The 19,899-nt window shown below is 66.7% G+C and carries 21 protein-coding genes; 18 read left to right on the top strand and 3 right to left on the bottom strand.

The window, feature by feature from the left end:
* Nucleotides 1–65: 65 nt before the first annotated feature.
* The 13 genes from GU920_RS16020 (at nucleotide 66) to dxs (ending at nucleotide 12,317) form a co-directional block, all read left to right on the top strand.
* On the top strand, nucleotides 66–971 hold the full coding sequence (locus GU920_RS16020) for a polyprenyl synthetase family protein (protein WP_161768059.1): 906 nt from the start codon (nucleotides 66–68) through the stop codon (nucleotides 969–971).
* Nucleotides 968–2,113 carry a methyltransferase gene (locus GU920_RS16015; protein WP_161768058.1) on the top strand — a complete coding sequence of 382 codons (1,146 nt, stop codon included), beginning with the start codon at nucleotides 968–970 and terminating at the stop codon, nucleotides 2,111–2,113. The genes GU920_RS16020 and GU920_RS16015 overlap by 4 nt, the downstream gene beginning before the upstream one ends.
* Nucleotides 2,114–2,216: 103 nt before the next feature.
* Complete coding sequence (gene bchC, locus GU920_RS16010) at nucleotides 2,217–3,161, top strand: chlorophyll synthesis pathway protein BchC (protein ID WP_161768057.1); 945 nt, start codon at nucleotides 2,217–2,219, stop codon at nucleotides 3,159–3,161.
* Nucleotides 3,158–4,159, top strand: a complete 1,002-nt coding sequence (locus GU920_RS16005; protein WP_161768056.1) for a chlorophyllide a reductase iron protein subunit X — start codon at nucleotides 3,158–3,160, stop codon at nucleotides 4,157–4,159. Before bchC ends, GU920_RS16005 begins: the two co-directional genes overlap by 4 nt.
* 87 nt (nucleotides 4,160–4,246) lie before the next feature.
* On the top strand, nucleotides 4,247–5,794 hold the full coding sequence (gene bchY, locus GU920_RS16000; RefSeq protein WP_161768136.1) for a chlorophyllide a reductase subunit Y: 1,548 nt from the start codon (nucleotides 4,247–4,249) through the stop codon (nucleotides 5,792–5,794).
* Nucleotides 5,795–5,912: 118 nt separating this feature from the next.
* Complete coding sequence (bchZ, locus tag GU920_RS15995) at nucleotides 5,913–7,391, top strand: chlorophyllide a reductase subunit Z (protein ID WP_161768055.1); 1,479 nt, start codon at nucleotides 5,913–5,915, stop codon at nucleotides 7,389–7,391.
* On the top strand, nucleotides 7,388–7,609 hold the full coding sequence (pufQ, locus tag GU920_RS15990; protein ID WP_161768054.1) for a cytochrome PufQ: 222 nt from the start codon (nucleotides 7,388–7,390) through the stop codon (nucleotides 7,607–7,609). Before bchZ ends, pufQ begins: the two co-directional genes overlap by 4 nt.
* A 158-nt stretch (nucleotides 7,610–7,767) precedes the next feature.
* Nucleotides 7,768–7,917 (top strand): light-harvesting antenna LH1, beta subunit, encoded by a 150-nt coding sequence (gene pufB, locus GU920_RS15985; RefSeq protein ID WP_161768053.1) that lies wholly within the window; start codon nucleotides 7,768–7,770, stop codon nucleotides 7,915–7,917.
* Between the two features lie 13 nt (nucleotides 7,918–7,930).
* A complete protein-coding gene (gene pufA, locus GU920_RS15980; protein WP_161768052.1) occupies nucleotides 7,931–8,107 on the top strand; it encodes a light-harvesting antenna LH1, alpha subunit in 177 nt (58 codons plus the stop codon).
* 118 nt (nucleotides 8,108–8,225) lie between these two features.
* Nucleotides 8,226–9,074 (top strand): photosynthetic reaction center subunit L, encoded by an 849-nt coding sequence (gene pufL, locus GU920_RS15975; protein ID WP_161768051.1) that lies wholly within the window; start codon nucleotides 8,226–8,228, stop codon nucleotides 9,072–9,074.
* Nucleotides 9,067–9,990: a photosynthetic reaction center subunit M gene (gene pufM, locus GU920_RS15970; RefSeq protein WP_161768050.1), complete on the top strand. Its 924-nt coding sequence runs from the start codon at nucleotides 9,067–9,069 to the stop codon at nucleotides 9,988–9,990. Before pufL ends, pufM begins: the two co-directional genes overlap by 8 nt.
* 10 nt (nucleotides 9,991–10,000) lie before the next feature.
* Entirely contained in the window at nucleotides 10,001–10,225 is a 225-nt protein-coding gene (gene pufX, locus GU920_RS15965; RefSeq protein WP_161768049.1) for an RC-LH1 core complex protein PufX, read from the top strand.
* Nucleotides 10,226–10,391: 166 nt separating this feature from the next.
* On the top strand, nucleotides 10,392–12,317 hold the full coding sequence (gene dxs / locus GU920_RS15960; RefSeq protein ID WP_394351568.1) for a 1-deoxy-D-xylulose-5-phosphate synthase: 1,926 nt from the start codon (nucleotides 10,392–10,394) through the stop codon (nucleotides 12,315–12,317).
* Between the two features lie 103 nt (nucleotides 12,318–12,420).
* On the opposite strand, the gene GU920_RS15955 is transcribed toward dxs, so the two are convergent.
* On the bottom strand, nucleotides 12,421–13,266 hold the full coding sequence (locus tag GU920_RS15955; RefSeq protein ID WP_161768047.1) for a fumarylacetoacetate hydrolase family protein: 846 nt from the start codon (nucleotides 13,264–13,266) through the stop codon (nucleotides 12,421–12,423).
* A gap of 199 nt (nucleotides 13,267–13,465) precedes the next feature.
* Between GU920_RS15955 and GU920_RS15950 the strand changes: the two genes are divergently transcribed.
* The 3 genes from GU920_RS15950 (at nucleotide 13,466) to GU920_RS15940 (ending at nucleotide 17,028) form a co-directional block, all read left to right on the top strand.
* The gene (locus GU920_RS15950; RefSeq protein ID WP_161768135.1) at nucleotides 13,466–14,119 is read left to right on the top strand and encodes a protein-L-isoaspartate O-methyltransferase family protein; all 654 of its coding nucleotides are present in this window, start codon (nucleotides 13,466–13,468) and stop codon (nucleotides 14,117–14,119) included.
* 109 nt (nucleotides 14,120–14,228) lie between these two features.
* Complete coding sequence (locus GU920_RS15945) at nucleotides 14,229–15,587, top strand: TolC family outer membrane protein (protein WP_161768046.1); 1,359 nt, start codon at nucleotides 14,229–14,231, stop codon at nucleotides 15,585–15,587.
* 73 nt (nucleotides 15,588–15,660) lie between these two features.
* Nucleotides 15,661–17,028 carry a hypothetical protein gene (locus tag GU920_RS15940; protein ID WP_161768045.1) on the top strand — a complete coding sequence of 456 codons (1,368 nt, stop codon included), beginning with the start codon at nucleotides 15,661–15,663 and terminating at the stop codon, nucleotides 17,026–17,028.
* Nucleotides 17,029–17,129: 101 nt separating this feature from the next.
* Here the strand turns inward: GU920_RS15940 and GU920_RS15935 are convergent, their stop codons facing one another.
* Nucleotides 17,130–17,456: a DUF6280 family protein gene (locus GU920_RS15935; RefSeq protein WP_161768044.1), complete on the bottom strand. Its 327-nt coding sequence runs from the start codon at nucleotides 17,454–17,456 to the stop codon at nucleotides 17,130–17,132.
* Between the two features lie 225 nt (nucleotides 17,457–17,681).
* Between GU920_RS15935 and efp the strand changes: the two genes are divergently transcribed.
* Together efp and GU920_RS15925 are read left to right on the top strand one after the other, a co-directional pair.
* Nucleotides 17,682–18,245, top strand: coding sequence for an elongation factor P (gene efp, locus GU920_RS15930; protein WP_161768043.1), 564 nt, complete (start codon nucleotides 17,682–17,684; stop codon nucleotides 18,243–18,245).
* Between the two features lie 78 nt (nucleotides 18,246–18,323).
* Nucleotides 18,324–19,115: a glycosyltransferase family A protein gene (locus GU920_RS15925; RefSeq protein WP_161768042.1), complete on the top strand. Its 792-nt coding sequence runs from the start codon at nucleotides 18,324–18,326 to the stop codon at nucleotides 19,113–19,115.
* Here the strand turns inward: GU920_RS15925 and ygfZ are convergent.
* Nucleotides 19,112–19,891 (bottom strand): CAF17-like 4Fe-4S cluster assembly/insertion protein YgfZ, encoded by a 780-nt coding sequence (ygfZ, locus tag GU920_RS15920; protein ID WP_161768041.1) that lies wholly within the window; start codon nucleotides 19,889–19,891, stop codon nucleotides 19,112–19,114. The genes GU920_RS15925 and ygfZ overlap by 4 nt on opposite strands.
* Nucleotides 19,892–19,899 lie beyond the last annotated feature (8 nt).

Below are 19,899 nucleotides of genomic sequence, written 5' to 3'. Positions count from 1 at the left end.
AAGATTTAGTTTACACCTTGCGGCGGCGGTGCGAGACTAAGCCAACTTAGCGAAAGGGGCGGGTCATGGGCCAGATCGGCGGAATCGACGTGCGGATCGAGGCGGCGGTGGCGGCGGCACTGGCGCTGGGGCAGGGGCCTGCGGACGGGGCGGAGGCGCCGGGAAAGCTGCGCGCGGCCCTCGATCACGCGGTCTTTCCGGGCGGCGCGCGCATCCGGCCGACCATCCTGATCTCGGTCGCGCGGGCCTGTGGCGATGACCGCCCGGCCTTGACGGATGCGGCGGCGGCGGCGCTGGAACTGATCCATTGCGCGTCGCTGGTCCATGACGATCTGCCCTGTTTCGACGATGCCGATATCCGGCGCGGCAAGCCCACGGTGCATCGCGCCTATGGCGAGCCGGTGGCGGTGCTGACGGGGGATTCGCTGATCGTGCTGGCCTTCGAGGTGCTGGCGCGGGCGGCCGGCGATCATCCGCGGCGCGCAGTGGAGTTGATCCGCGTGCTGGCGCAGCGGACGGGGATGCCGGGTGGCATCTGCGCGGGTCAGGGCTGGGAGAGCGAGGCAGAGGTGAACCTCGCCGCCTATCACCGGGCCAAGACCGGGGCGCTGTTCATCGCGGCCACCCAGATGGGGGCCATCGCCGCGGGGCAGGAGGCCGAGCCCTGGGAAGAACTGGGCGCGCGGATCGGCGCGGCCTTTCAGGTGGCCGATGACCTGAAGGATGCGCTGCTGACCGAGGCCGAGATGGGCAAGCCTGCGGGGCAGGATGCGGCCCATGCGCGGCCCTCGGCGGTGCGGGAACTGGGCGTGCAGGGGGCGGTGCGCCATCTGAAGGATATTCTGGGGGGTGCGATCGCCTCTATCCCGTCCTGCCCGGGCGAGGCGATGCTGGCCGCCATGGTGCGCGCCTATGCCGAACGCATGACGCCGGTCGATCTGCAGCCTGCGCGCGGGGCGGTGCGGGGATGACGGACGCAGCCGCAGGCCCGGCGGCGCCATCGCGGCGGCGCCGGCAGCCTTTAGCGGTGCGGCTGGGCCTGTCGCCGCGCTTTCATGCCTTTTGCGCCCGGGTGCCGGGCTTGCGCCACATCGCGCGGGCGGAAGGGGCGGCGCTGTTCGACATCGTGCAGGGATTCGTGCAGTCGCAGGCCCTGCTGGCGCTGGTGGAGTTGCGCGTGCTGCACCGGCTGGCCGAGGGGCCGGCCGCCCTTGCCGCGCTGGCGGGGCCTGCGCGCGTGCCGCTGGAACGGATGGCGATCCTCGCCCGGGCCGGGGCGGGGCTGGGCCTGATGGCCGAACGGCGGGGCCTGTGGCGGCTGACAGTGCGGGGGGCGGCGTTCCTCGCTGTGCCGGGGCTGGAGGCGATGGTGCGCCATCACCCGGTGCTTTACCGCGATCTGGCGGATCCCGTGGCCTTTTTCCGGGGCGAAACGCAGCCGGAACTGGCGGGGTTCTGGCCCTATGTCTTTGGCGCGGGGGGTGCGGCCGATCCGGGGCTGGCGCAGCGCTATTCCGATCTGATGGCCGACAGTCAGGGTCTGGTGGCAGCGGATACGCTGCGGCTGGTGGATTTCGGTGGTGTGACGCATCTGATGGATGTGGGCGGCGGGACGGGGGCCTTTCTGGCCGCTATCGGGGCGGCGCATCCGTCGCTGCGGATGACGCTGTTCGATCTGCCCGCCGTGGTGCCGGGGGCGACCGCGCGGCTGGCGGCGGCGGGGGTGGCGGATCGGGTAACGATCTGCCCCGGCTCTTTCCGCGACGATCCCCTGCCGCGCGGAGCGGAGGCGATCTCGCTCGTCCGGGTGCTTTATGACCATGCCGATGCCACGGTCGCCGCGCTGTTGCGGGCGGTGCATGACGCGCTGCCGCCGGGGGGGCGAGTCGTGGTGTCCGAGCCCATGTCGGGCGGCGCGCGGCCCGATCCGGCCACGGATGTGTACTTTTCGCTGTACACCCTTGCGATGCAGACAGGGCGAACCCGTTCCGGCGCCGAAATCGCACGGATGCTGGGGGATGCGGGCTTTGCCGACATCCAGATCCGGCCGGGATTTCGGTCTTTCGTCACCTCTGTTGTCACAGCCAGACGGCCGAATGTCGGAGAAGTCTAAAAAAGTGTCTAATTAAATTGACACTACGCTCTGTAAGTCTACACTTACACATAGCCGTGATAGCACCCAACCGTCGGGTGCGTGCGCGCTGGGGGATACCACGTTGAGAACGACCGCCGTCATCCTGTCCGGGCCGAGGGAGCTTTCCCTTGCCACGCTGGGGCTTGTTGCCCCCGGCGACGGGGATCTGGTGGTCGAGATCGCCCATACGGGCATCTCCACCGGCACGGAAAAGCTGTTCTACACCGGCACCATGCCGCCCTTCCCGGGCATGGGCTATCCGCTTGTCCCCGGCTACGAGGCCGCGGGCGAGGTGGTGGAGGCGGGCGCGGGCAGCGGCTTCAAGGTGGGCGATCATGTCTTCGTGCCGGGGGCCAACTGCTTTACCGGCGATGTGAAGGGCCTCTTTGGTGGCGCCTCGCGCCATCTGGTGACGCCTGCGCATCGCGTGGGCCGGATCGACCGGGGCATGGGGGCAGAGGGTGCGCTTCTGGCGCTGGCCGCGACCGCGCGCCATGCGCTGGCGGGATTTGACACCGCGCTGCCCGATCTGATCGTGGGCCATGGCACGCTGGGCCGCCTGCTGGCGCGGCTGACGATTGCGGCGGGCGCGCCAGCGCCGACCGTTTGGGAGACCAACCCCGCGCGGCGCGAGGGTGCCGCAGGCTATGCCTGCATCGCGCCCGAGGATGACCCGCGCCGCGACTATCGCGCCATCTATGATGCCAGCGGGGCCAAGGGCCTGCTGGATCAGTTGATCCAGCGCCTGGCCAAGGGCGGCGAGGTGGTGCTGGCCGGGTTCTATACCGAACCTGTCTCTTTCGTCTTTCCCCCGGCCTTCATGAAAGAGGCGCGCATCCGCATCGCTTCCGAATGGAATGCCGAGGATCTGACCGCCACCCGCGCGCTGATCGAATCCGGCGCGCTGTCGCTGGCGGGCCTGATCACCCACACCCGGCCCGCCACGGCGGCACCCGAAGCCTATGCAACCGCGTTCGAGGATGCGGCCTGCCTGAAGATGATCCTCGACTGGAAGGGCCACGCATGAACGACGTTCCGAACCTGAAGGACTTCGACACCCGCCTGCGGGACGAGGCGCATGAGGAGCCCTCACTGGAAGTGCCCAGCGATCCGCCGTCGAAGAAGACGCAGATCATCGCGATCTACGGCAAGGGCGGGATCGGCAAAAGCTTCACGCTGGCCAACCTGAGCCACATGATGGCCGAGATGGGCAAGCGCGTGCTGCTGATCGGCTGCGATCCGAAGTCGGACACGACCTCGCTGCTGTTTGGCGGCAAGGCCTGCCCCACGATCATCGAGACCTCCACCCGCAAGAAGCTGGCGGGGGAAGAGGTGAAGATCGGCGATGTCTGCTTCAAGCGGGGCGGGGTCTTCGCGATGGAACTGGGCGGCCCGGAAGTGGGCCGGGGCTGCGGCGGGCGCGGGATCATCCACGGGTTCGAACTGCTGGAAAAGCTGGGGTTCCATGACTGGGATTTCGACTATGTGCTCTTGGATTTCCTAGGCGACGTGGTCTGTGGTGGGTTTGGCCTGCCCATCGCGCGGGACATGGCGCAGAAGGTGATCGTGGTCGCCTCGAACGACCTGCAATCGCTTTACGTGGCGAACAACGTCTGCTCGGCGGTGGAGTATTTCCGCAAGCTGGGCGGGAATGTGGGCGTCGCGGGCATGGTCATCAACAAGGATGACGGCACGGGCGAAGCCGCGGCCTTTGCGGCAGCGGTGAATATCCCGGTGCTGGCCTCGATCCCCGCCGATGACGACCTGCGCCGCAAATCGGCCAATTACCAGATCGTCGGCACCAACGCGACGCAATGGGGCGGGCTGTTCACCGAACTGGCCCAGAACGTGGGCGAGGCGCCGCCGCTGCGCCCCAAGCCGCTGACGCAGGATGGGCTGCTGGGCCTGTTCGACGCCGAGACGACGGGCGCGGATTTCGTGCTGGAGCCTGCCAATGACGCCGACATGCGCGGCAGTTTCGCGGGCGAGGTGAAGTCGCTGGAAGTGGTCTACGACGATGTTTGATCTGCATGCCCTTGAAAAACTGGAAGAAGCCCTGCGCGTCCTTGCCCGGAAAGGCACCAAGGAATGACCATCGAGGCCCGCTATGACATGGCAGACCAGACCCCGGTGACCGAAGGGGTCCGGGATCAGGCGCAGCCTGTCGCGGCGGGTGCGCCGGCCGATGGCATGGGATGCCATGCCGGGGCGGCCGAGATGGAGGCCGCGGCGCGCGCGGCGGGGAATTCCGAAATCCTTGATCGCTACGCCGCCGACTATCCGCAAGGCCCCCATGACAAGCCGCAGAGCATGTGCCCGGCTTTTGGCAGCTTGCGCGTGGGGCTGCGGATGCGGCGGGTGGCGACGGTGCTTTCGGGATCGGCCTGCTGTGTCTATGGCCTGACCTTCGTGAGCCATTTCTACGGCGCGCGGCGGTCGGTAGGCTATGTCCCGTTCAATTCGGAAACGCTGGTCACGGGCAAGCTGTTCGAGGATATCCGCGACGCCGTGCATGAACTGGCCGATCCCGACCGTTATGACGCGGTGGTGGTGACGAACCTGTGCGTGCCTACGGCCAGCGGCGTGCCGCTGAAGCTGTTGCCGGATGAGATCAACGGTGTGCGCATCGTGGGGATCGACGTGCCGGGCTTTGGCGTGCCGACCCATGCCGAGGCCAAGGATGTGCTGGCGGGCGCGATGCTGAAGTATGCCCGCGCTGAAGTGCAGGCCGGCCCCGTGGCCGCGCCGGAACGTGGCCGCTCGGACCGCCCGACCGTGGCCCTGCTGGGCGAGATGTTCCCCGCCGATCCGATGATGATCGGCGCGATGCTGGCGCCCATGGGCCTTGCCGCCGGGCCGGTCGTGCCGTGCCGCGAATGGCGCGAACTTTATGCCGCGCTCGATTGCGGCGTGGCGGCGGCGATTCACCCCTTCTACACGGCGGCGATCCGCGAGTTTCAGGCGGCGGGGCGCAAGATCGTGGGATCGGCCCCGGTGGGCCATGACGGCACGATGGCCTGGCTCGCGGCCATAGGTGATGCTTATGGCGTGGCGCCCGCGCAGGTGGCGGCGGCGCAGAATGCCTTTGGCGCGGCGATCAAGGCGGCCTTGGCGGCGAACCCGGTCAAGGGCCGGATCACGCTGTCGGGCTATGAGGGGTCCGAACTCCTCGTTGCGCGGCTGCTGATCGAAAGCGGGGCGGAGGTGGCCTATGTCGGCACCGCCTGCGCGAGGAATGAGTGGAGCGAGGCCGATCGCGCCTGGCTGGAGGCGCGCGGCGTGGCGGTGAAATACCGCGCCTCGCTGGAGGATGACTGCGCCGCGATGGAGGCCTTCCGCCCCGATCTGGCCATCGGCACCACGCCGGTGGTGCAGAAGGCCAAGGAGCTGGCCATCCCTGCGCTCTATTTCACCAACCTGATCTCGGCGCGGCCCCTGATGGGGCCGGCGGGGGCGGGAAGCCTTGGGCAGGTCGTCAATGCCGCCATTGCCAACAAGGGGCGGATGGACGGGATGCAGGCCTTCTTCGAAGGCGTGGGCGAGGGCGATACCGCGGGCATCTGGGAAGGCGCGCCGAACCTGCGGCCCGATTTCCGCGCCGCGCATCAGAAGAAGCTGGAAAAGGCCGCCAAGGTGGCGGCAGCGGAGGCGATGATATGAACCGTCGCCACGATATTCCTTCGAAAATTCAGAGCAAGGAATTTTCTGCGAAAATTCGGGCGCGGTTTCTGCCGGGTGCCGATTTTTCGCAGGAAAATCGTGGGTCTTGGGGGCGCGCATGCTGATCCAGGATCATGATCGCGCGGGCGGCTATTGGGGGGCGATCTATGCCTTCTGCGCCGTCAAGGGATTGCAGGTGGTGATCGACGGCCCCGTGGGCTGCGAGAACCTGCCGGTGACATCCGTGCTGCATTACACCGACGCGCTGCCGCCGCATGAATTGCCCATCGTGGTGACGGGTCTGGGCGAGGAAGAACTGGGCCGCGACGGGACTGAGGGCGCGATGCGCCGGGCGTGGAAGACGCTCGATCCGGCGCTGCCCGCCGTGGTGGTGACAGGTTCGATCGCCGAGATGATCGGCGGTGGCGTCACGCCCATGGGCACGAATATCCAGCGCTTCCTGCCGCGCACCATCGACGAGGATCAGTGGCAATGCGCGGACCGCGCGATGACCTGGATCTTCACCGAATTCGGCATGACCAAGGGCCGGATGCCGGTGGAGAAGAAGCGCGAAGCGGGAGACAAGCCGCGCGTCAACATCCTTGGCCCCATGTATGGCACCTTCAACATGGCGTCCGACCTGCACGAGATCCGCCGTCTGGTCGAAGGGATCGGGGCCGAGGTGAACATGGTCATGCCCTTGGGCGCGCATCTGGCCGAGATGCGCAACCTTGTGAATGCGGATGTGAACATCGTCATGTACCGCGAGTTCGGGCGGGGCCTCGCGGAAGTGCTGGGCAAGCCCTATCTGCAGGCGCCCATCGGGCTGGACAGCACCACGAAATTCCTGCGCAAGCTGGGGGAGCTTCTGGGTCTGGACCCCGAGCCCTTCATCGCGCGCGAGAAACATTCCACGTTGAAGCCCCTGTGGGATCTGTGGCGGTCGGTGACGCAGGATTTCTTTGCGACCGCGAATTTCGCCATCGTCGCGAATGAGACCTATGCCCGCGGCATCCGCAACTTCCTCGAGAATGATCTGGGCCTTCCCTGCGCCTTTGCCGTGGCGCGCATGGCGGGGGCCAAGACCAACAACGAACAGGTGCGCGCGCTGATCCGCCAGCACCGCCCGCTGGTGGTGATGGGGTCGATCAACGAGAAGATGTATCTGGCCGAACTGAAAGCCGGTCACGGACCGCAGCCGCATTTCATCGCGGCCTCCTTCCCCGGGGCCGCCATCCGCCGCCATACCGGCACGCCCTTCATGGGCTATGCGGGTTGCGTCTGGCTGCTGCAAGAGGTGTGCAACGGCCTGTTCGAGGCGCTGTTCCACATCCTGCCCCTCGGGTCCGAGATGGACAGTGCCGCCGCCACCCCCACGACCCTGCGCCGCGATTTCCCCTGGGATGTCGATGCGCAGGCGGAACTGGACCGGATCGTTTCCGAACATCCGATCCTGACCCGCATTTCCGCCGCGCGCACCCTGCGCGATGCGGCCGAGAAGGCCGCGCTCGATCAGGGGGCCGAACGCGTGGTGCGCGAAACCGTCGAGGCGCTTCGCGGCGCGCTCGGCCCGACAACACAGGGAGGAACAGCATGAGCGATCATTCCGCAGGCGGCCATGGGCATCACAGCCACCGCGCGCCGCGTGTCGAATTCTACGCCTATTTCGCCGTGATCTTCCTCGCGGTGATCCCCTTCGCGCTGGTCGCCTGGATCCTCCAGACGATCACCGAACGGCGGTTGCCCGTGCATGGACCCTTGGCCCGCGCCTGGCGCGAGGCGGGGTCGATCACGCCCAATATCTTTCGCCCCTAACCAAGGCGAGACGACACTACCGGGTTGCGCCCAGCCCGTCACCGCTTCGCCGCCCCGCAGACCATCGCGGGACGGTGAAAAAAACGGAACGGCATTCCGCCCGACCGTAACCCCGCCGCAGGGTTTGCGGCTCAGTCTAGTCCATCCGGAGGATAGTTATGGCTGATAAGAGTGACCTGAGCTTCACAGGTCTGACCGACGAGCAGGCGCAGGAACTGCATTCGGTGTATATGAGCGGGCTTTGGCTGTTCACGGCCATCGCTGTCGTTGCTCATATCGCGACGTTCATCTGGCGCCCGTGGTTCTGAGGAGGATCAAGCAATGTCCAAATTCTACAAGATCTGGCTCATCTTCGATCCCCGTCGCGTGTTTGTCGCGCAGGGCGTTTTCCTGTTCCTGCTGGCTGCGATGATCCACTTGGTGGTTCTGAGCAACGGCGTGAACTGGTTCCAGACCGCAGCCGCGGCTGGTGGCGCGCCCGTCGCAGCAACCGAGTGACCTTGCCGCAAGGCACTGGCTGCGGGCGGAGGGCTGACCCCTTCGCCCGCGGCGACCCCGAACGGGTTTTTCCGACGGCACCAGCGACCGCCGGGCGCAACACAGCGGAGAGGGAAGCATGGCACTGCTCAGCTTCGAACGAAAATACCGCGTGCCGGGAGGCACGCTGATCGGCGGGAACCTGTTCGACTTCTGGGTCGGGCCTTTCTACGTCGGCTTCTTTGGCGTCACGACATTCTTCTTCGCGGCGCTTGGCACGATCCTGATCTTCTACGGCACCGCCATGGAAGGCGTCTGGAACCCGTGGCTCATTTCAATCGAACCCCCGCCCGTGGAAAACGGGCTGGCTTGGGCGCCCCTGATGGAGGGGGGACTGTGGCAGCTGATCACGATCTGCGCGCATGGTGCCTTCATCTCTTGGGCGCTGCGTGAGGTGGAGATCTGCCGCAAGCTGGGGATGGGCTATCATGTGCCCTTCGCCTTTGGTGTCGCGATCTTTGCCTATTCGACGCTGGTCGTCTTCCGCCCGCTTCTGATGGGCGCCTGGGGCCACGGCTTTCCCTACGGCATCTGGACCCACCTGAACTGGGTGTCCAATGTCGGCTACACTTATGGCAACTTCCACTACAACCCCGCCCACATGATCGCCGTGACCTTCTTCTTCACGACGGCGCTGGCCCTGTCGCTGCACGGTGCCCTGATCCTGTCCGCCGCCAATCCCGAAAAGGGCAAGGAGATGCGGACCCCCGATCACGAGGACACCTATTTCCGCGACCTGATCGGCTATTCGGTGGGTACCCTCGGCATCCACCGGCTTGGCCTGCTTCTGGCGCTGAATGCCGGGTTCTGGAGCGCGGTCTGCATCGTCATCTCCGGCACCATCTGGTTCGACCAGTGGGTGGTCTGGTGGGATTGGTGGCTGCAACTGCCGTGGTGGGCCGACATCGCAGGAGGCGTAAATGGCTGAGTATCAGAACATCTTCACCCAAGTGCAGGTGCAGGCCACGCCCGAGATGGGCATGGTCGAAGAGGTGGAGCTTTCCAACCGCAGCAAGAGCGCGCGTTTCTCGACGCTGGCAGGCTGGTTCGGCAACGCCCAGCTTGGCCCCGTCTATCTGGGCACGATGGGGGTGATCTCGCTGATGTCCGGCGCGGTCTGGTTCATGCTGGTGGGCGGGTGGTACTGGTATCAGGCGGGGTTCAACCCGGCTGTGTTCCTGCGTGACCTGTTCTGGTTCTCGCTCGAGCCGCCATCATCCGAATACGGTCTGGGCTTTGCGCCCATCGCCGAAGGCGGGCTGTGGCTGATCGCGTCCTTCTTCCTGCTGATCTCGGTCCTGTCGTGGTGGGTGCGCACCTATCTGCGCGCGCAGGCGCTGGGCATGGGCAAGCATGTGAGCTGGGCCTTTGCCAGCGCGATCTGGCTGTTTCTGGTGCTGGGCCTGTTCCGCCCGATCCTGATGGGGTCGTGGTCGGAGGCGGTGCCTTACGGGATCTTCACCCATCTCGACTGGACCAACAACTTCAGCCTGACCTACGGCAATCTGTTCTATAACCCGTTCCACGCGCTCTCCATCGCCTTCCTCTACGGGTCGGCCCTCTTGTTCGCGATGCACGGGGCCACCATTCTTGCGGTGTCGCGCTTCGGTGGCGACCGCGAGTTGGAGCAGATTGCCGACCGGGGCACCGCATCGGAACGTGCGGCGCTGTTCTGGCGCTGGACCATGGGGTTCAACGCGACGATGGAAGGCATCCACCGCTGGGCCTGGTGGTTTGCGGTGCTGGTGACGCTGACAGGCGGGATCGGCATCCTGATCACGGGGACGGTCGTGGACAACTGGTATGTCTGGGCACAGGACCACGGCTACGCGCCGCTGGATTGAGGGGAGAACCATGTCTGACAACTTTTACGACCAGAAACCCGGTAGCGCCCTCAGATCCTGGGCACTCTACCAGATGCTCGCCGGGGCGGGGTGGGCGGCGCTCTTCCTGCTCGCGGTTGGCGCGATCCTGCTGGCGGTCTGGGGGGTGGGGCTTCTCCTGCCCGAGGAAAGCAAGCAGGCGCCTGATCCCAACGCATATCTGATCACGGCCCCCGCCGAAGTGCGGCAGGCCTGACGCAATCGGCCCGGGCGGCGCACCCGCCCGGGCCTTTCACATTCGGGCCATACGCCGGCCCGGATCCGGGGCGCAACCACTGCCCGGTTCCCTTCCTGTTGGCGACAGGGACCTGGTGCCGTGTGGGTTCCTCCACACGGCACTTTTTTCTTCCGCGAAAGGGAGAATGACCATGACCGATACCCCGCTTCTTGACCGCGTGTCCGGCCCGGCCGATCTCAAGGCGCTGACGGATGGCGAACTGGCGCGGCTGGCCCATGAGGTGCGGCGCGACGTGATCAACACCGTGGCCCAGACCGGGGGGCATCTGGGATCCTCGTTGGGCGTGGTGGAGTTGACGGTGGCGATTCATGCCGTCTTCGACACGCCGCGTGACAAGCTGATCTGGGACGTGGGGCACCAATGCTATCCCCACAAGATCCTGACCGGGCGGCGCGACCGGATGGCCACGCTGCGGCAGGGCGGCGGGTTGTCGGGCTTCACCAAACGGTCGGAATCGGATTTCGATCCTTTCGGCGCGGCGCATAGTTCGACCTCGATCAGCGCGGCCTTGGGTTTTGCCATGGGGCGCGAGATGGGGATGCCCGTGGGCGACACCATCGCGGTGATCGGCGATGGCGCGATCACGGCAGGCATGGCCTATGAGGCGATGAATCACGCGGGCCACTTGGGCAAGCGATTGTTCGTGATCCTGAACGACAATGACATGAGCATCGCCCCACCGGTGGGGGCGCTGTCCAAATACCTGAACGAGATCGCGGCCAAGGGGCCGCTGGCGCTGTTCAAGGCGGCGGCAGAAGAGTTCGAAAGCCACCTTCCCGGCCCCGTGCGCGATGGCGCGCGCCGAGCGCGGGCGCTGGTGACGGGGATGCCCGGTGGCGGGACCTTGTTCGAAGAGTTGGGCTTCTCCTATGTCGGCCCCATCGACGGGCATGACATGGGGCAGGTGCTGGCCACCCTGCGCGCGGCGCGGGCGCGGGCGACGGGGCCGGTCCTGATCCATGCGGTGACGGTCAAGGGCAAGGGTTTCGCCCCGGCCGAAAGCGCGGCGGACAAGTATCACGGCGTGTCGAAGTTCGACCCCGAGACAGGCGAACAGGCCAAGGCCAAATCCAATGCGCCTGCCTATACCACCGTCTTCGGCAATGCCCTGACGGACGAGGCCGCGCGCGACCCGCGCGTTGTGGCGATCACAGCGGCGATGCCGTCGGGGACGGGGCTCGACATCATGGCGAAGCGCTTTGCCGCGCGGGTGTTCGATGTGGGCATCGCCGAACAGCATGGCGTCACCTTTGCCGCAGGCATGGCGGCAGCGGGCCTGCGCCCGGTCTGCGCGATCTATTCCACCTTCCTGCAGCGGGGATATGACCAGATCGTCCATGACGTGGCGCTGCAGGGCCTGCCCGTGCGCTTTGCCATCGACCGGGCGGGTCTGGTGGGGCAGGACGGGGCCACCCATGCCGGGGCCTTCGACATCGGCTTTCTGGCCAACCTGCCGGGCTTCACCGTGATGGCGGCGGGGGATGAGGCGGATCTGGTGCATATGCTGGCTACCGCCATCGCCCATGACGAAGGTCCCATCGCCTTCCGCTATCCGCGCGGAGAGGGGATGGGGGTGGACCTGCCCGCGCGCGGCGTGCCGCTGGAGATCGGCAAAGGCCGCGTGATGAAGGTGGGGTCGGATGCGGCGATCCTGTCCTATGGCGCGCACCTGGCCGAGGCGCTGGCGGCAGCAGAACTGCTGGAGGCAGAGAGAATTTCGGTGACCGTGGCCGATGCCCGCTTTGCCAAGCCGCTGGATACCGCGCTGATCGACCTTCTGGTCGAGGATCATCCCGCGCTGATAACGCTGGAGACAGGGGCGACAGGCGGCTTCGGCGCGCTGGTGCTGCACCATCTGGCCAAGACGGGCGGGCTGGAGAAGGGCCGCGCGATCCGCACGATGACGCTGCCCGACCGGTTCATAGATCAGGCAAGCCCCGCGCAGATGTATGCCTGGGCGGGGCTGACAGCAAAGGATATCGCGGCCACGATCCGCGCCGCACTGGGGCGGGTCGAAACGATCACCCGTCCCGGGCTGCGCATCATCTAGCGCCGCCTACGATTTTCCTGCGAAAAATCAGGCAGCGCCGGATGATGCGTGGCGGCCCCTGAATTTTCGCAGGAAATTCGTGGGGGCCGCCTGACGCCCGACCTCAGGCGCGACCGACGCGCTGGGTCTGCACGCCGAGGCCTTCGATCCCCAGTCGCATCACCTCGCCGCCTTTCAGGTAGATGGGCTCGGGCTTCTGGCCCATGCCCACGCCCGGCGGCGTGCCGGTGGAGATCACGTCGCCCGTATGCAACGTCATGAACTGGCTCACGTAATGCACCAGATGACGCACGCCAAAGACCATCGTCCGGGTCGTCCCGTTCTGGTAGCGGTGGCCGTCCACCTCCAGCCACATCGACAGGTTCTGCGGATCGGCCACCTCGTCGGCCGTCACCAGCCACGGGCCGATGGGGCCGAAGGTGTCGCAGCCCTTGCCCTTGTCCCAGGTGCCGCCGCGTTCGATCTGGAAGGCGCGTTCGGACACGTCGTTGATCACGCAATAGCCCGCGACGTGATCCATTGCCTCTGCCTCGGACACATAGGAGGCGCGCTTGCCGATGATCACGCCCAGTTCCACCTCCCAATCGGTCTTTTCCGATCCGCGCGGGATGAGCACGTCGTCATTCGGGCCGGTGATGGCGGAATTGGCCTTGAGGAAGACCACTGGTTCCTGCGGGACGGGCAAGCCCGATTCCGCCGCGTGATCGGCATAGTTCAGGCCGATGCAGATGAACTTGCCGACATTGCCCACGCAGGGGCCGATGCGGGCGTCGGCGGGCAGGGCGGGCAGGGTGGAGGGGTCGATGGCGCGCAGACGGTCCAGCCCTTCCGGCGTCAGCACCGCACCGGCGATGTCGGGCACCACGCCCGCAAGGCTGCGCAGCGTCCCGCCCGCATCCATCATGGCCGGCACTTCGGCCCCAGCTTCGCCCACGCGCAACAATTTCATGTCATCCTCCCCGAAATCAGCGGCGGCAGGGAAACGCGAAGCGGCAGTATTTGCAACCCCATAAGCGATGGACCTCCGGCGTGTCCTTCCTACGACATGGTGAACAGCCTGCGCGATCCCAAAGCGTCTGGCCCGTTGCCCCCTTTCGGGAAGTGTGGCAGAGAGTTATTGAACGCGACCATACAGATGAGTTCCGATGATGAGCGATTTCGCGACCCGGCGGGTGATGATGGTGGACACGCAGGTGCGCCCGTCTGACGTGACCAAATTCCCGATCATCGAGGCGATGCTGACCATCCCGCGCGAGGTGTTCGTGCCCCATGCCCGGCGCGAGGCGGCCTATGTGGGCGAGAACCTCGACATCGGGCCGGGGCGTGTGGTGCTTGAGGCGCGGACGCTGGCCAAGATGCTGGATGCGCTGGATGTGCAGCCGACGGAGCTCGTCCTCGATCTGGGATGCGGCCTTGGCTATTCGACGGCGGTGATCGCGCGGCTGGCCGATGCGGTCGTGGCCGTGGAAGAGGATGAGGCGCTGGCCGCCGATGCACAGCGCGCGCTTTCCGCGGAAGGGGCCGACAATGCCGCCGTGGTGGTGGGCCCGCTGGCGGCGGGCGATGCCCGCCACGCGCCGTTTGACGTGATCACGATCCAGGGCGGTGTCGAGGTGGTGCCAGAGGCACTTTTGGCGCAGCTGCGCGAAGGGGGCCGGATCGGTGCCGTCTTCATGGAAGGCGCGCTGGGGACCGTGAAGATCGGTTACAAGATTGATGGTATCGTGTCGTGGCGCCCGGCCTTCAACGCGGCGGCGCCGGTGCTGCCGGGATTTGCGGCACCGCGCGGCTTCGTGCTGTGATGTGGTGATACGGGACGCCGCCCCCATGCCCGTTCGCGGGCCAGGCAGAACGGCGCGCAAGGATAACGACGGCGGGGTCCCCGCCCATTTCGGATAGGCAGGTCATTCTATGCGTGGTTTCTTGGCAGCGGTCGCGGTGTCCGTCCTTGGGTTTGCGGCGCCCCCGGCGCAGGCAGAGACGCTGGCCGATGCGCTGGCATCGGCTTACAAAAACTCGCAACTTCTCGACCAGAACGAGGCGCTCTTGCGCGCGGCGGATGAGGACGTGGCGCAGGCCGTGGCCCGGTTGCGCCCGGTGGTGAGCTTTGTGGCGCAGGCGCAGAACACCCAGACCACACCCGATCTGGCGACGGATGGGCTGCAATCGACCCTGTCGCTGGCCGCGCAATGGACGCTGTTCGACTTCGGCCGCAACCGGCTGGGCGTCGAGATTGCCAAGGAAACCGTGCTCGCCACGCGCGAGGCGCTCAAAGGTCTGGAATCGCAGGTCCTTTTGTCGGCGGTCAGCGCCTTTGTCGATGTCCGCCTGCAGGCCGAGATCGTGGCGCTGCGCCAATCCAACGTGCGCCTGATCACACAGGAATTGCGCGCCGCGCAGGATCGGTTCGAGGTGGGCGAGGTGACGCGCACCGATGTGGCCATCGCCGAGGCGCGGCTGGCGGCCGCGCGGTCGGGCCTTGCCGCCGCGCAGGGCGATTTCCAGGTGGCGCGCGAACGCTATCGCGCGGTGGTCGGGGATTATCCGGGCAATCTGGCGGGCCTTCCGCCGCTGCCTGCCACCGCCCGGTCGATGGAAGAGGCTCGGATGATCGCGCTGCGCACCAATTCCAGCATCCTGCAGGCGCAGCGTCAGGTGACGGTCGCCCAGCTGGGGACCGAGGCCGCAAAGGCCGCGACGCGCCCCAGCATCGACCTCAATGCCTCGATCAGCCAGGGGCTGGATGAGGATGTGCGCCGTGACAGCCTGTCGCTGTCCTTCAACCAGACGCTTTATGCGGGCGGGTCGCTGTCATCGGCCTATCGCGCGGCGCTGGCCCAGAAAGAGGCGGCAGAGGCCAACCTTTTGCAGACGACGATCACCGTGGGCGAAAACGTCGGCAATGCCTGGACCGCGCTGGAAGTGGCGGCGGCCTCCATTCAGGCGGGTGCGCTGCAGGTGCAGGCGGCGCAGACCGCCTTTGACGGCGTGCGGGAAGAGGCGACGCTGGGCGCGCGGACGACGCTGGATGTGCTGAACGCCGAACAGGAACTGCTCGACGCCCGCAACACCCGCCTGCAGGCCGAGGCGCAGCGTTATGTGGGCGTCTATACCCTTCTGTCGCAGATGGGGCTGCTGACGGTGGAGCATCTGAACCTCGGGGTGCCGACCTATGACCCGTCGGTCTACTACAACGCCGTGAAGAATGCCCCGGCGACCAGCACGCAGGGCAAACGTCTGCAGCGCATCCTCGACAAGATCGACAACTGATCGGGTGCAACCCGGTCACGGCGGGGCGTGATGAACGCCTCGCCTTTGCGTGTTCCTTGATATCGCCTTGGTTGTGGGCGATAGAATCAGCCATAACGGCCCGAATGCCGAGGAGGTTCGACCCGAAATGTCCGAACGGTTGAATTCCGTCGATATCGAAGATGTGCTGTCGTCGATCCGTCGTCTTGTGTCGGATGACAAGCGGCCCATGGGGCAGGGGGCGGCACCGGCGGTAGGGCCATCCGACGCGCCGGTCACTGCACCGGTGACATCGCCCGCGGCGGCAGGCCCCAAGCCTGTGGTCGATCCGCAGGCCGACAAGCTGATCCTGACGCCTGCGCTGCGCATCGCGCCAGAGCCGGAACCGGCCGCGGATCCGGCACCCGCCGCCGCGCCGCTGGCCGCTGCGGATGCGCCCATGTCCTTTTCGTCGATCCGCGCCGATCGCCGGGCGCCGCCCGCCACGGCACGGCTGGATGCCGTGATGGGGGAGGTGGCGCGCGGGCTTGCCCCCGGGCAGGGCGACTGGGAAGCCCCGGCAGAGCCGCCATCGCATTTCGCATCGGACTGGTCAGCCACGCCAGAGGACCGCGCGGCGGCGCAGGCCGCCGATGCCCGGCCCGACGCTGTGTCTGATGGGCTTGCAGATATGCATGCAGATAGGGGCGGCGATCTTGGCCCCGAGGCGCCCTTTGCCGATCTGTCGGCAGAGCCCGACACCGATTTCGGGACCACCCGGGACGCAGGCGAGGTGCTGGCCGCCGGGGACGGGGGCGATCTGTCGGCCCGCCCGGGCGAGGTGGAGTTCCTGCCTGGCGCGGAGGCCGGGGCCGAGGATCGCCTTCCCGGCAGTTGGCCCACGCCCGACTGGCCAAATCCCGATTGGCCCGCGCCCGATCTCCTGACGCCCGATTGGGCCGAGCCTTCGCCCGCCGCAGCCATGGCCGATGCGCCCGCGCCGGCTTGGGCCGCGCCCGAATGGACGGCGCCCGACCTGACGGCTGCCGAACCGATTGCGCCTGTCGCCATGGCCGAGGAGGCTGCGATGATCGACAAGGACGACCCCGACACCCTTTCGCCGCGCATGGCGCGGGCGGGTGATGCCTTTGCCGAGGATCTGGCCGACTGGGCGCAGGCAGAGACCGCGGCCCCCACTAGGCCCGATCCCGACCCCGCCGCGCGCGACCCGCGCTGGGCAGATGCGGCCGAGGCCGAGATCCGGCGCGAGCTTGAGGAAGAGGTGACCGCTTCCGCCTTTGCGCGCTTTGCCGATGACGATCTCGATGACCGCCCCTTCGATGAGGACATGCTGCGCGATCTGGTGCGCGACATCATCCGCGAAGAATTGCAGGGCGCGCTGGGTGAACGGATCACGCGCAATGTGCGCAAGCTGGTCAGGGCCGAAATTGCCCGGGCGCTGGCCGTGCGCGATTTCGAATAAGCGCGCCTTGCCGCAGCCTTGCGGGGCGATGTTAAGGCAGGCTTTGAACGAAAAACGCGCCCCTGGGGGCGCGTTTTGCTTTGTGCCGTTCGGTGGAACGATCAGGCCGCTTCGGCCTGATCCGCCTCCAGCGCGTGGCGGCGTTCGGATTCCTCGCGCGACAGCGCGACCGAGGTGCGCACGCCTTTGGCCACGAATTCCATCAGGCCCTTGACCACGCGTTCGTTCGGATCAATCCCGGCGCAGGACAGCACTTCGCGCCCGTCGCGCGACCGCGCCCAGCGGGCGATCTGTTCCGGCCCGTTGCCGTATTTCTTGTCGTCTGCAATCGCGTCATCCAGCGCGGCAAGGACCACGGCAGCAAAGAGCTTCCGCGCCCGCTGGCCTTGTTCGTAATTGAAGGCGGTGCCATCAACGAAATCGAGCATCTCGTCGTTTTCCTGTTCTTGTCTTGTCTTTTCTGGCGTCCGGCGAATATGACCATTTGGTCACGATTCGGTATTGTTCTTTTATCAGGACCGCCATGCATTTGCCGCATGTCTTTCCTGTATCGGTACAATATATCGTCGGCTTGCCTCGGATCAGCCTGCAAGATATAGGCCAGCTTCATCATTCTTCAACCATTTGCGGCCCAATCAGGACGGATTTCCGACATGCCCAAGATCAACGGTAACGAAATCAAGCCCGGCATGGTGTTGGAACATGACGGCGGGCTCTGGGCGGCTGTTAAGGCCAATCATGTGAAACCCGGCAAGGGTGGCGCTTTTGCACAGGTGGAACTGAAGAACCTGCGCGATGGGCGCAAGCTGAACGAACGCTTCCGATCCGAGGACAAGGTGGAAGAGGTTCGGCTGGAGAACAAGGATCAGCAGTTCCTCTATGAAACCGACGGGCGGCTGGTGTTCATGGATGCCGAAACCTATGAACAGATCGAACTGGATGCCGAACTGCTGGGCGACCGCCGCCCCTTTCTGCAGGACGGCATGACCGCGACGGTGCGCTATTACGGCGATGAGGCGCTGGCCGTGACGCTGCCCCAAAAGGTGCGCTGCCGGGTGGTGGAGACCGAGCCGGTGGTCAAGGGGCAGACGGCGGCCAACAGCTTCAAGCCCGCGATCCTTGATAACGGCGTGCGGATCATGATCCCGCCCTTCATCGGGGCAGAGGAAGACATCATCGTGCATACCGAATTGATGGAATATTCCGAACGCGCCTGAGCGGGTGCCTTGCACACAGGGGCCGGTCCGCGTGACCGGCCTTTTTCTTTTGCGCAGGCTCGGCCATGATCCGCGCGGATGGTGTGGAGTATGCGCGTGGTGCCAGAGATTGACATAAGCCTGACAGCGATCAGCCCGCGCATCGCCCGCCTTGCCCCGGTCATCACCTCGCTTCTGGCGCAGGACCCCGCGCCGGCGCGGGTGCTGATCCATCTGTCGCGCGGGCCCTACCTTCTGGATGAGGGGATCAGCGACCTGCCCGCCGCTCTGGCCGCGCTGGTGGATGGCGTGCGCGTGCAGGTGATCTGGGTGGAAAATACCGGCCCCTATCGCAAGATCCTGCCTTGGGCGGCGCAGAACGCAGGGACCGACCGCTGGGTGGTGACGGCGGATGACGACACGGCCTATCCGCCGGGCTGGCTGGCGCGGCTGGTGGCCGGGCGGCTGTCCACCGGCGCGGTCACGGCGTGGAGCGGGCATCCGATCGTGGTTCGGCGCGGGGCGGTGGCAGGATATGGCCGCTGGTTCGGCGCGGCGCTGCCCGATGGCCCTGCGCTGCGCGTTCTGCCCATCGGCAAGGACGGGGTGCTGTATTCCGGCCGCGACTTCCCGCCCGAGATGCTGGACATCGCCACCGCGCAGGCCATCGCCCCGACGGCGGATGACCTGTGGTTGCGCTGGCATATGGCGCGGGCGGGCGTGAGGGCGCAGGTGGTGGGGCAGGGCGTGGCCCTGCCCGAGGTGGCCACAGGCGGCCCCAGCCTGTGGCGCGCCTTCAACCGGGGCGGCGGCAATGATGCCGTGGTCGCGGCGCTGGAGGCGCATTTCGCGGCCACCCATGGCTGGACGATGGGGGCGGCGGCGGATTAAGGCGCGGGGTCCAGCGTGACCGTGGCGCTGCCCGCCTGCATCGGCCCCGTGGCGCGGTCCAGCCGCAGATAAGCGATGGCGTGATCGCCTGCGCGGGTGAAAAGCGTACCCGCCGCCTTGCCATCCGCCGTGATCTCGGCCCCGAAACCGGCCTCGCCGTGCAGGCGCACCCGGACCAGCCCCTTGCGCAGTTCCGTCTTGTGCTTCATCCGCGCGGTCACCTCTTGCCCGACATAGCAGCCCTTGCGGAAATCTACGCCATGCAGGCGTTCGAACCCCGCCTCGAGGATATAGCTGTCATCGACCAGCAATTCGCGCGCGGCCTCGGGGATGACATGGGCCACGCGGATCGCGTCCCAGTCGATGGCGGGGCCAGTGCTGGGCGCAGTGCCGGGCGCATCCGCATAGCGCCGCCAGCCAAGCGCGGGGTGGCGCGGATCGGGCAGCGCATCGGCAGGCGCCGCGCCAAGGCCGCGCTGCACCTGCAGCGGGCTGGCCGCGAGCTGCACATCGGCGCGCAGGCGATACATGGTCAGGCGGCGCAGGGTCGCATCGGCCAGCGCCTCGGGCAGGTCCAGAAGCAGCGCTGCGCCCGTATTCACCACGAAGAAATCCGCAAGATACTTCCCCTGCGGCGTCAGCAGCGCGGCCCAGACGATCCCCCGCCCCTTGGCCAGAGGCAGGACATCATTCGTCACCAGACCCTGCAGGAAGGGCAGGACATCCGCCCCCGTCAGGGCCACCACACGCCGATCCGCCGCTGCCTCACCCGTCATCGCTGTCT

The sequence above is a fragment of the Paragemmobacter ruber genome (genome assembly GCF_009908315.1).
Lineage (GTDB): Bacteria > Pseudomonadota > Alphaproteobacteria > Rhodobacterales > Rhodobacteraceae > Paragemmobacter > Paragemmobacter ruber.
This window is presented reverse-complemented; position numbering and strand designations above follow the sequence as displayed.

Bases quoted from the DNA above. Each gene is read 5' to 3' on its own strand.
- GU920_RS16020 (WP_161768059.1), top strand. From the start codon at position 66: ATGGGCCAGATCGGCGGAATCGACGTGCGGATCGAGGCGGCGGTGGCG.
- GU920_RS16015 (WP_161768058.1), top strand. From the start codon at position 968: ATGACGGACGCAGCCGCAGGCCCGGCGGCGCCATCGCGGCGGCGCCGG.
- GU920_RS16005 (WP_161768056.1), top strand. From the start codon at position 3,158: ATGAACGACGTTCCGAACCTGAAGGACTTCGACACCCGCCTGCGGGAC.
- bchY (WP_161768136.1), top strand. From the start codon at position 4,247: ATGGCAGACCAGACCCCGGTGACCGAAGGGGTCCGGGATCAGGCGCAG.
- bchZ (WP_161768055.1), top strand. From the start codon at position 5,913: ATGCTGATCCAGGATCATGATCGCGCGGGCGGCTATTGGGGGGCGATC.
- pufQ (WP_161768054.1), top strand. From the start codon at position 7,388: ATGAGCGATCATTCCGCAGGCGGCCATGGGCATCACAGCCACCGCGCG.
- pufB (WP_161768053.1), top strand. From the start codon at position 7,768: ATGGCTGATAAGAGTGACCTGAGCTTCACAGGTCTGACCGACGAGCAG.
- pufA (WP_161768052.1), top strand. From the start codon at position 7,931: ATGTCCAAATTCTACAAGATCTGGCTCATCTTCGATCCCCGTCGCGTG.
- pufL (WP_161768051.1), top strand. From the start codon at position 8,226: ATGGCACTGCTCAGCTTCGAACGAAAATACCGCGTGCCGGGAGGCACG.
- pufM (WP_161768050.1), top strand. From the start codon at position 9,067: ATGGCTGAGTATCAGAACATCTTCACCCAAGTGCAGGTGCAGGCCACG.
- pufX (WP_161768049.1), top strand. From the start codon at position 10,001: ATGTCTGACAACTTTTACGACCAGAAACCCGGTAGCGCCCTCAGATCC.
- dxs (WP_394351568.1), top strand. From the start codon at position 10,392: ATGACCATGACCGATACCCCGCTTCTTGACCGCGTGTCCGGCCCGGCC.
- GU920_RS15955 (WP_161768047.1), bottom strand. From the start codon at position 13,266: ATGAAATTGTTGCGCGTGGGCGAAGCTGGGGCCGAAGTGCCGGCCATG.
- GU920_RS15950 (WP_161768135.1), top strand. From the start codon at position 13,466: ATGAGCGATTTCGCGACCCGGCGGGTGATGATGGTGGACACGCAGGTG.
- GU920_RS15945 (WP_161768046.1), top strand. From the start codon at position 14,229: ATGCGTGGTTTCTTGGCAGCGGTCGCGGTGTCCGTCCTTGGGTTTGCG.
- GU920_RS15935 (WP_161768044.1), bottom strand. From the start codon at position 17,456: ATGCTCGATTTCGTTGATGGCACCGCCTTCAATTACGAACAAGGCCAG.
- efp (WP_161768043.1), top strand. From the start codon at position 17,682: ATGCCCAAGATCAACGGTAACGAAATCAAGCCCGGCATGGTGTTGGAA.
- GU920_RS15925 (WP_161768042.1), top strand. From the start codon at position 18,324: ATGGTGTGGAGTATGCGCGTGGTGCCAGAGATTGACATAAGCCTGACA.
- ygfZ (WP_161768041.1), bottom strand. From the start codon at position 19,891: ATGACGGGTGAGGCAGCGGCGGATCGGCGTGTGGTGGCCCTGACGGGG.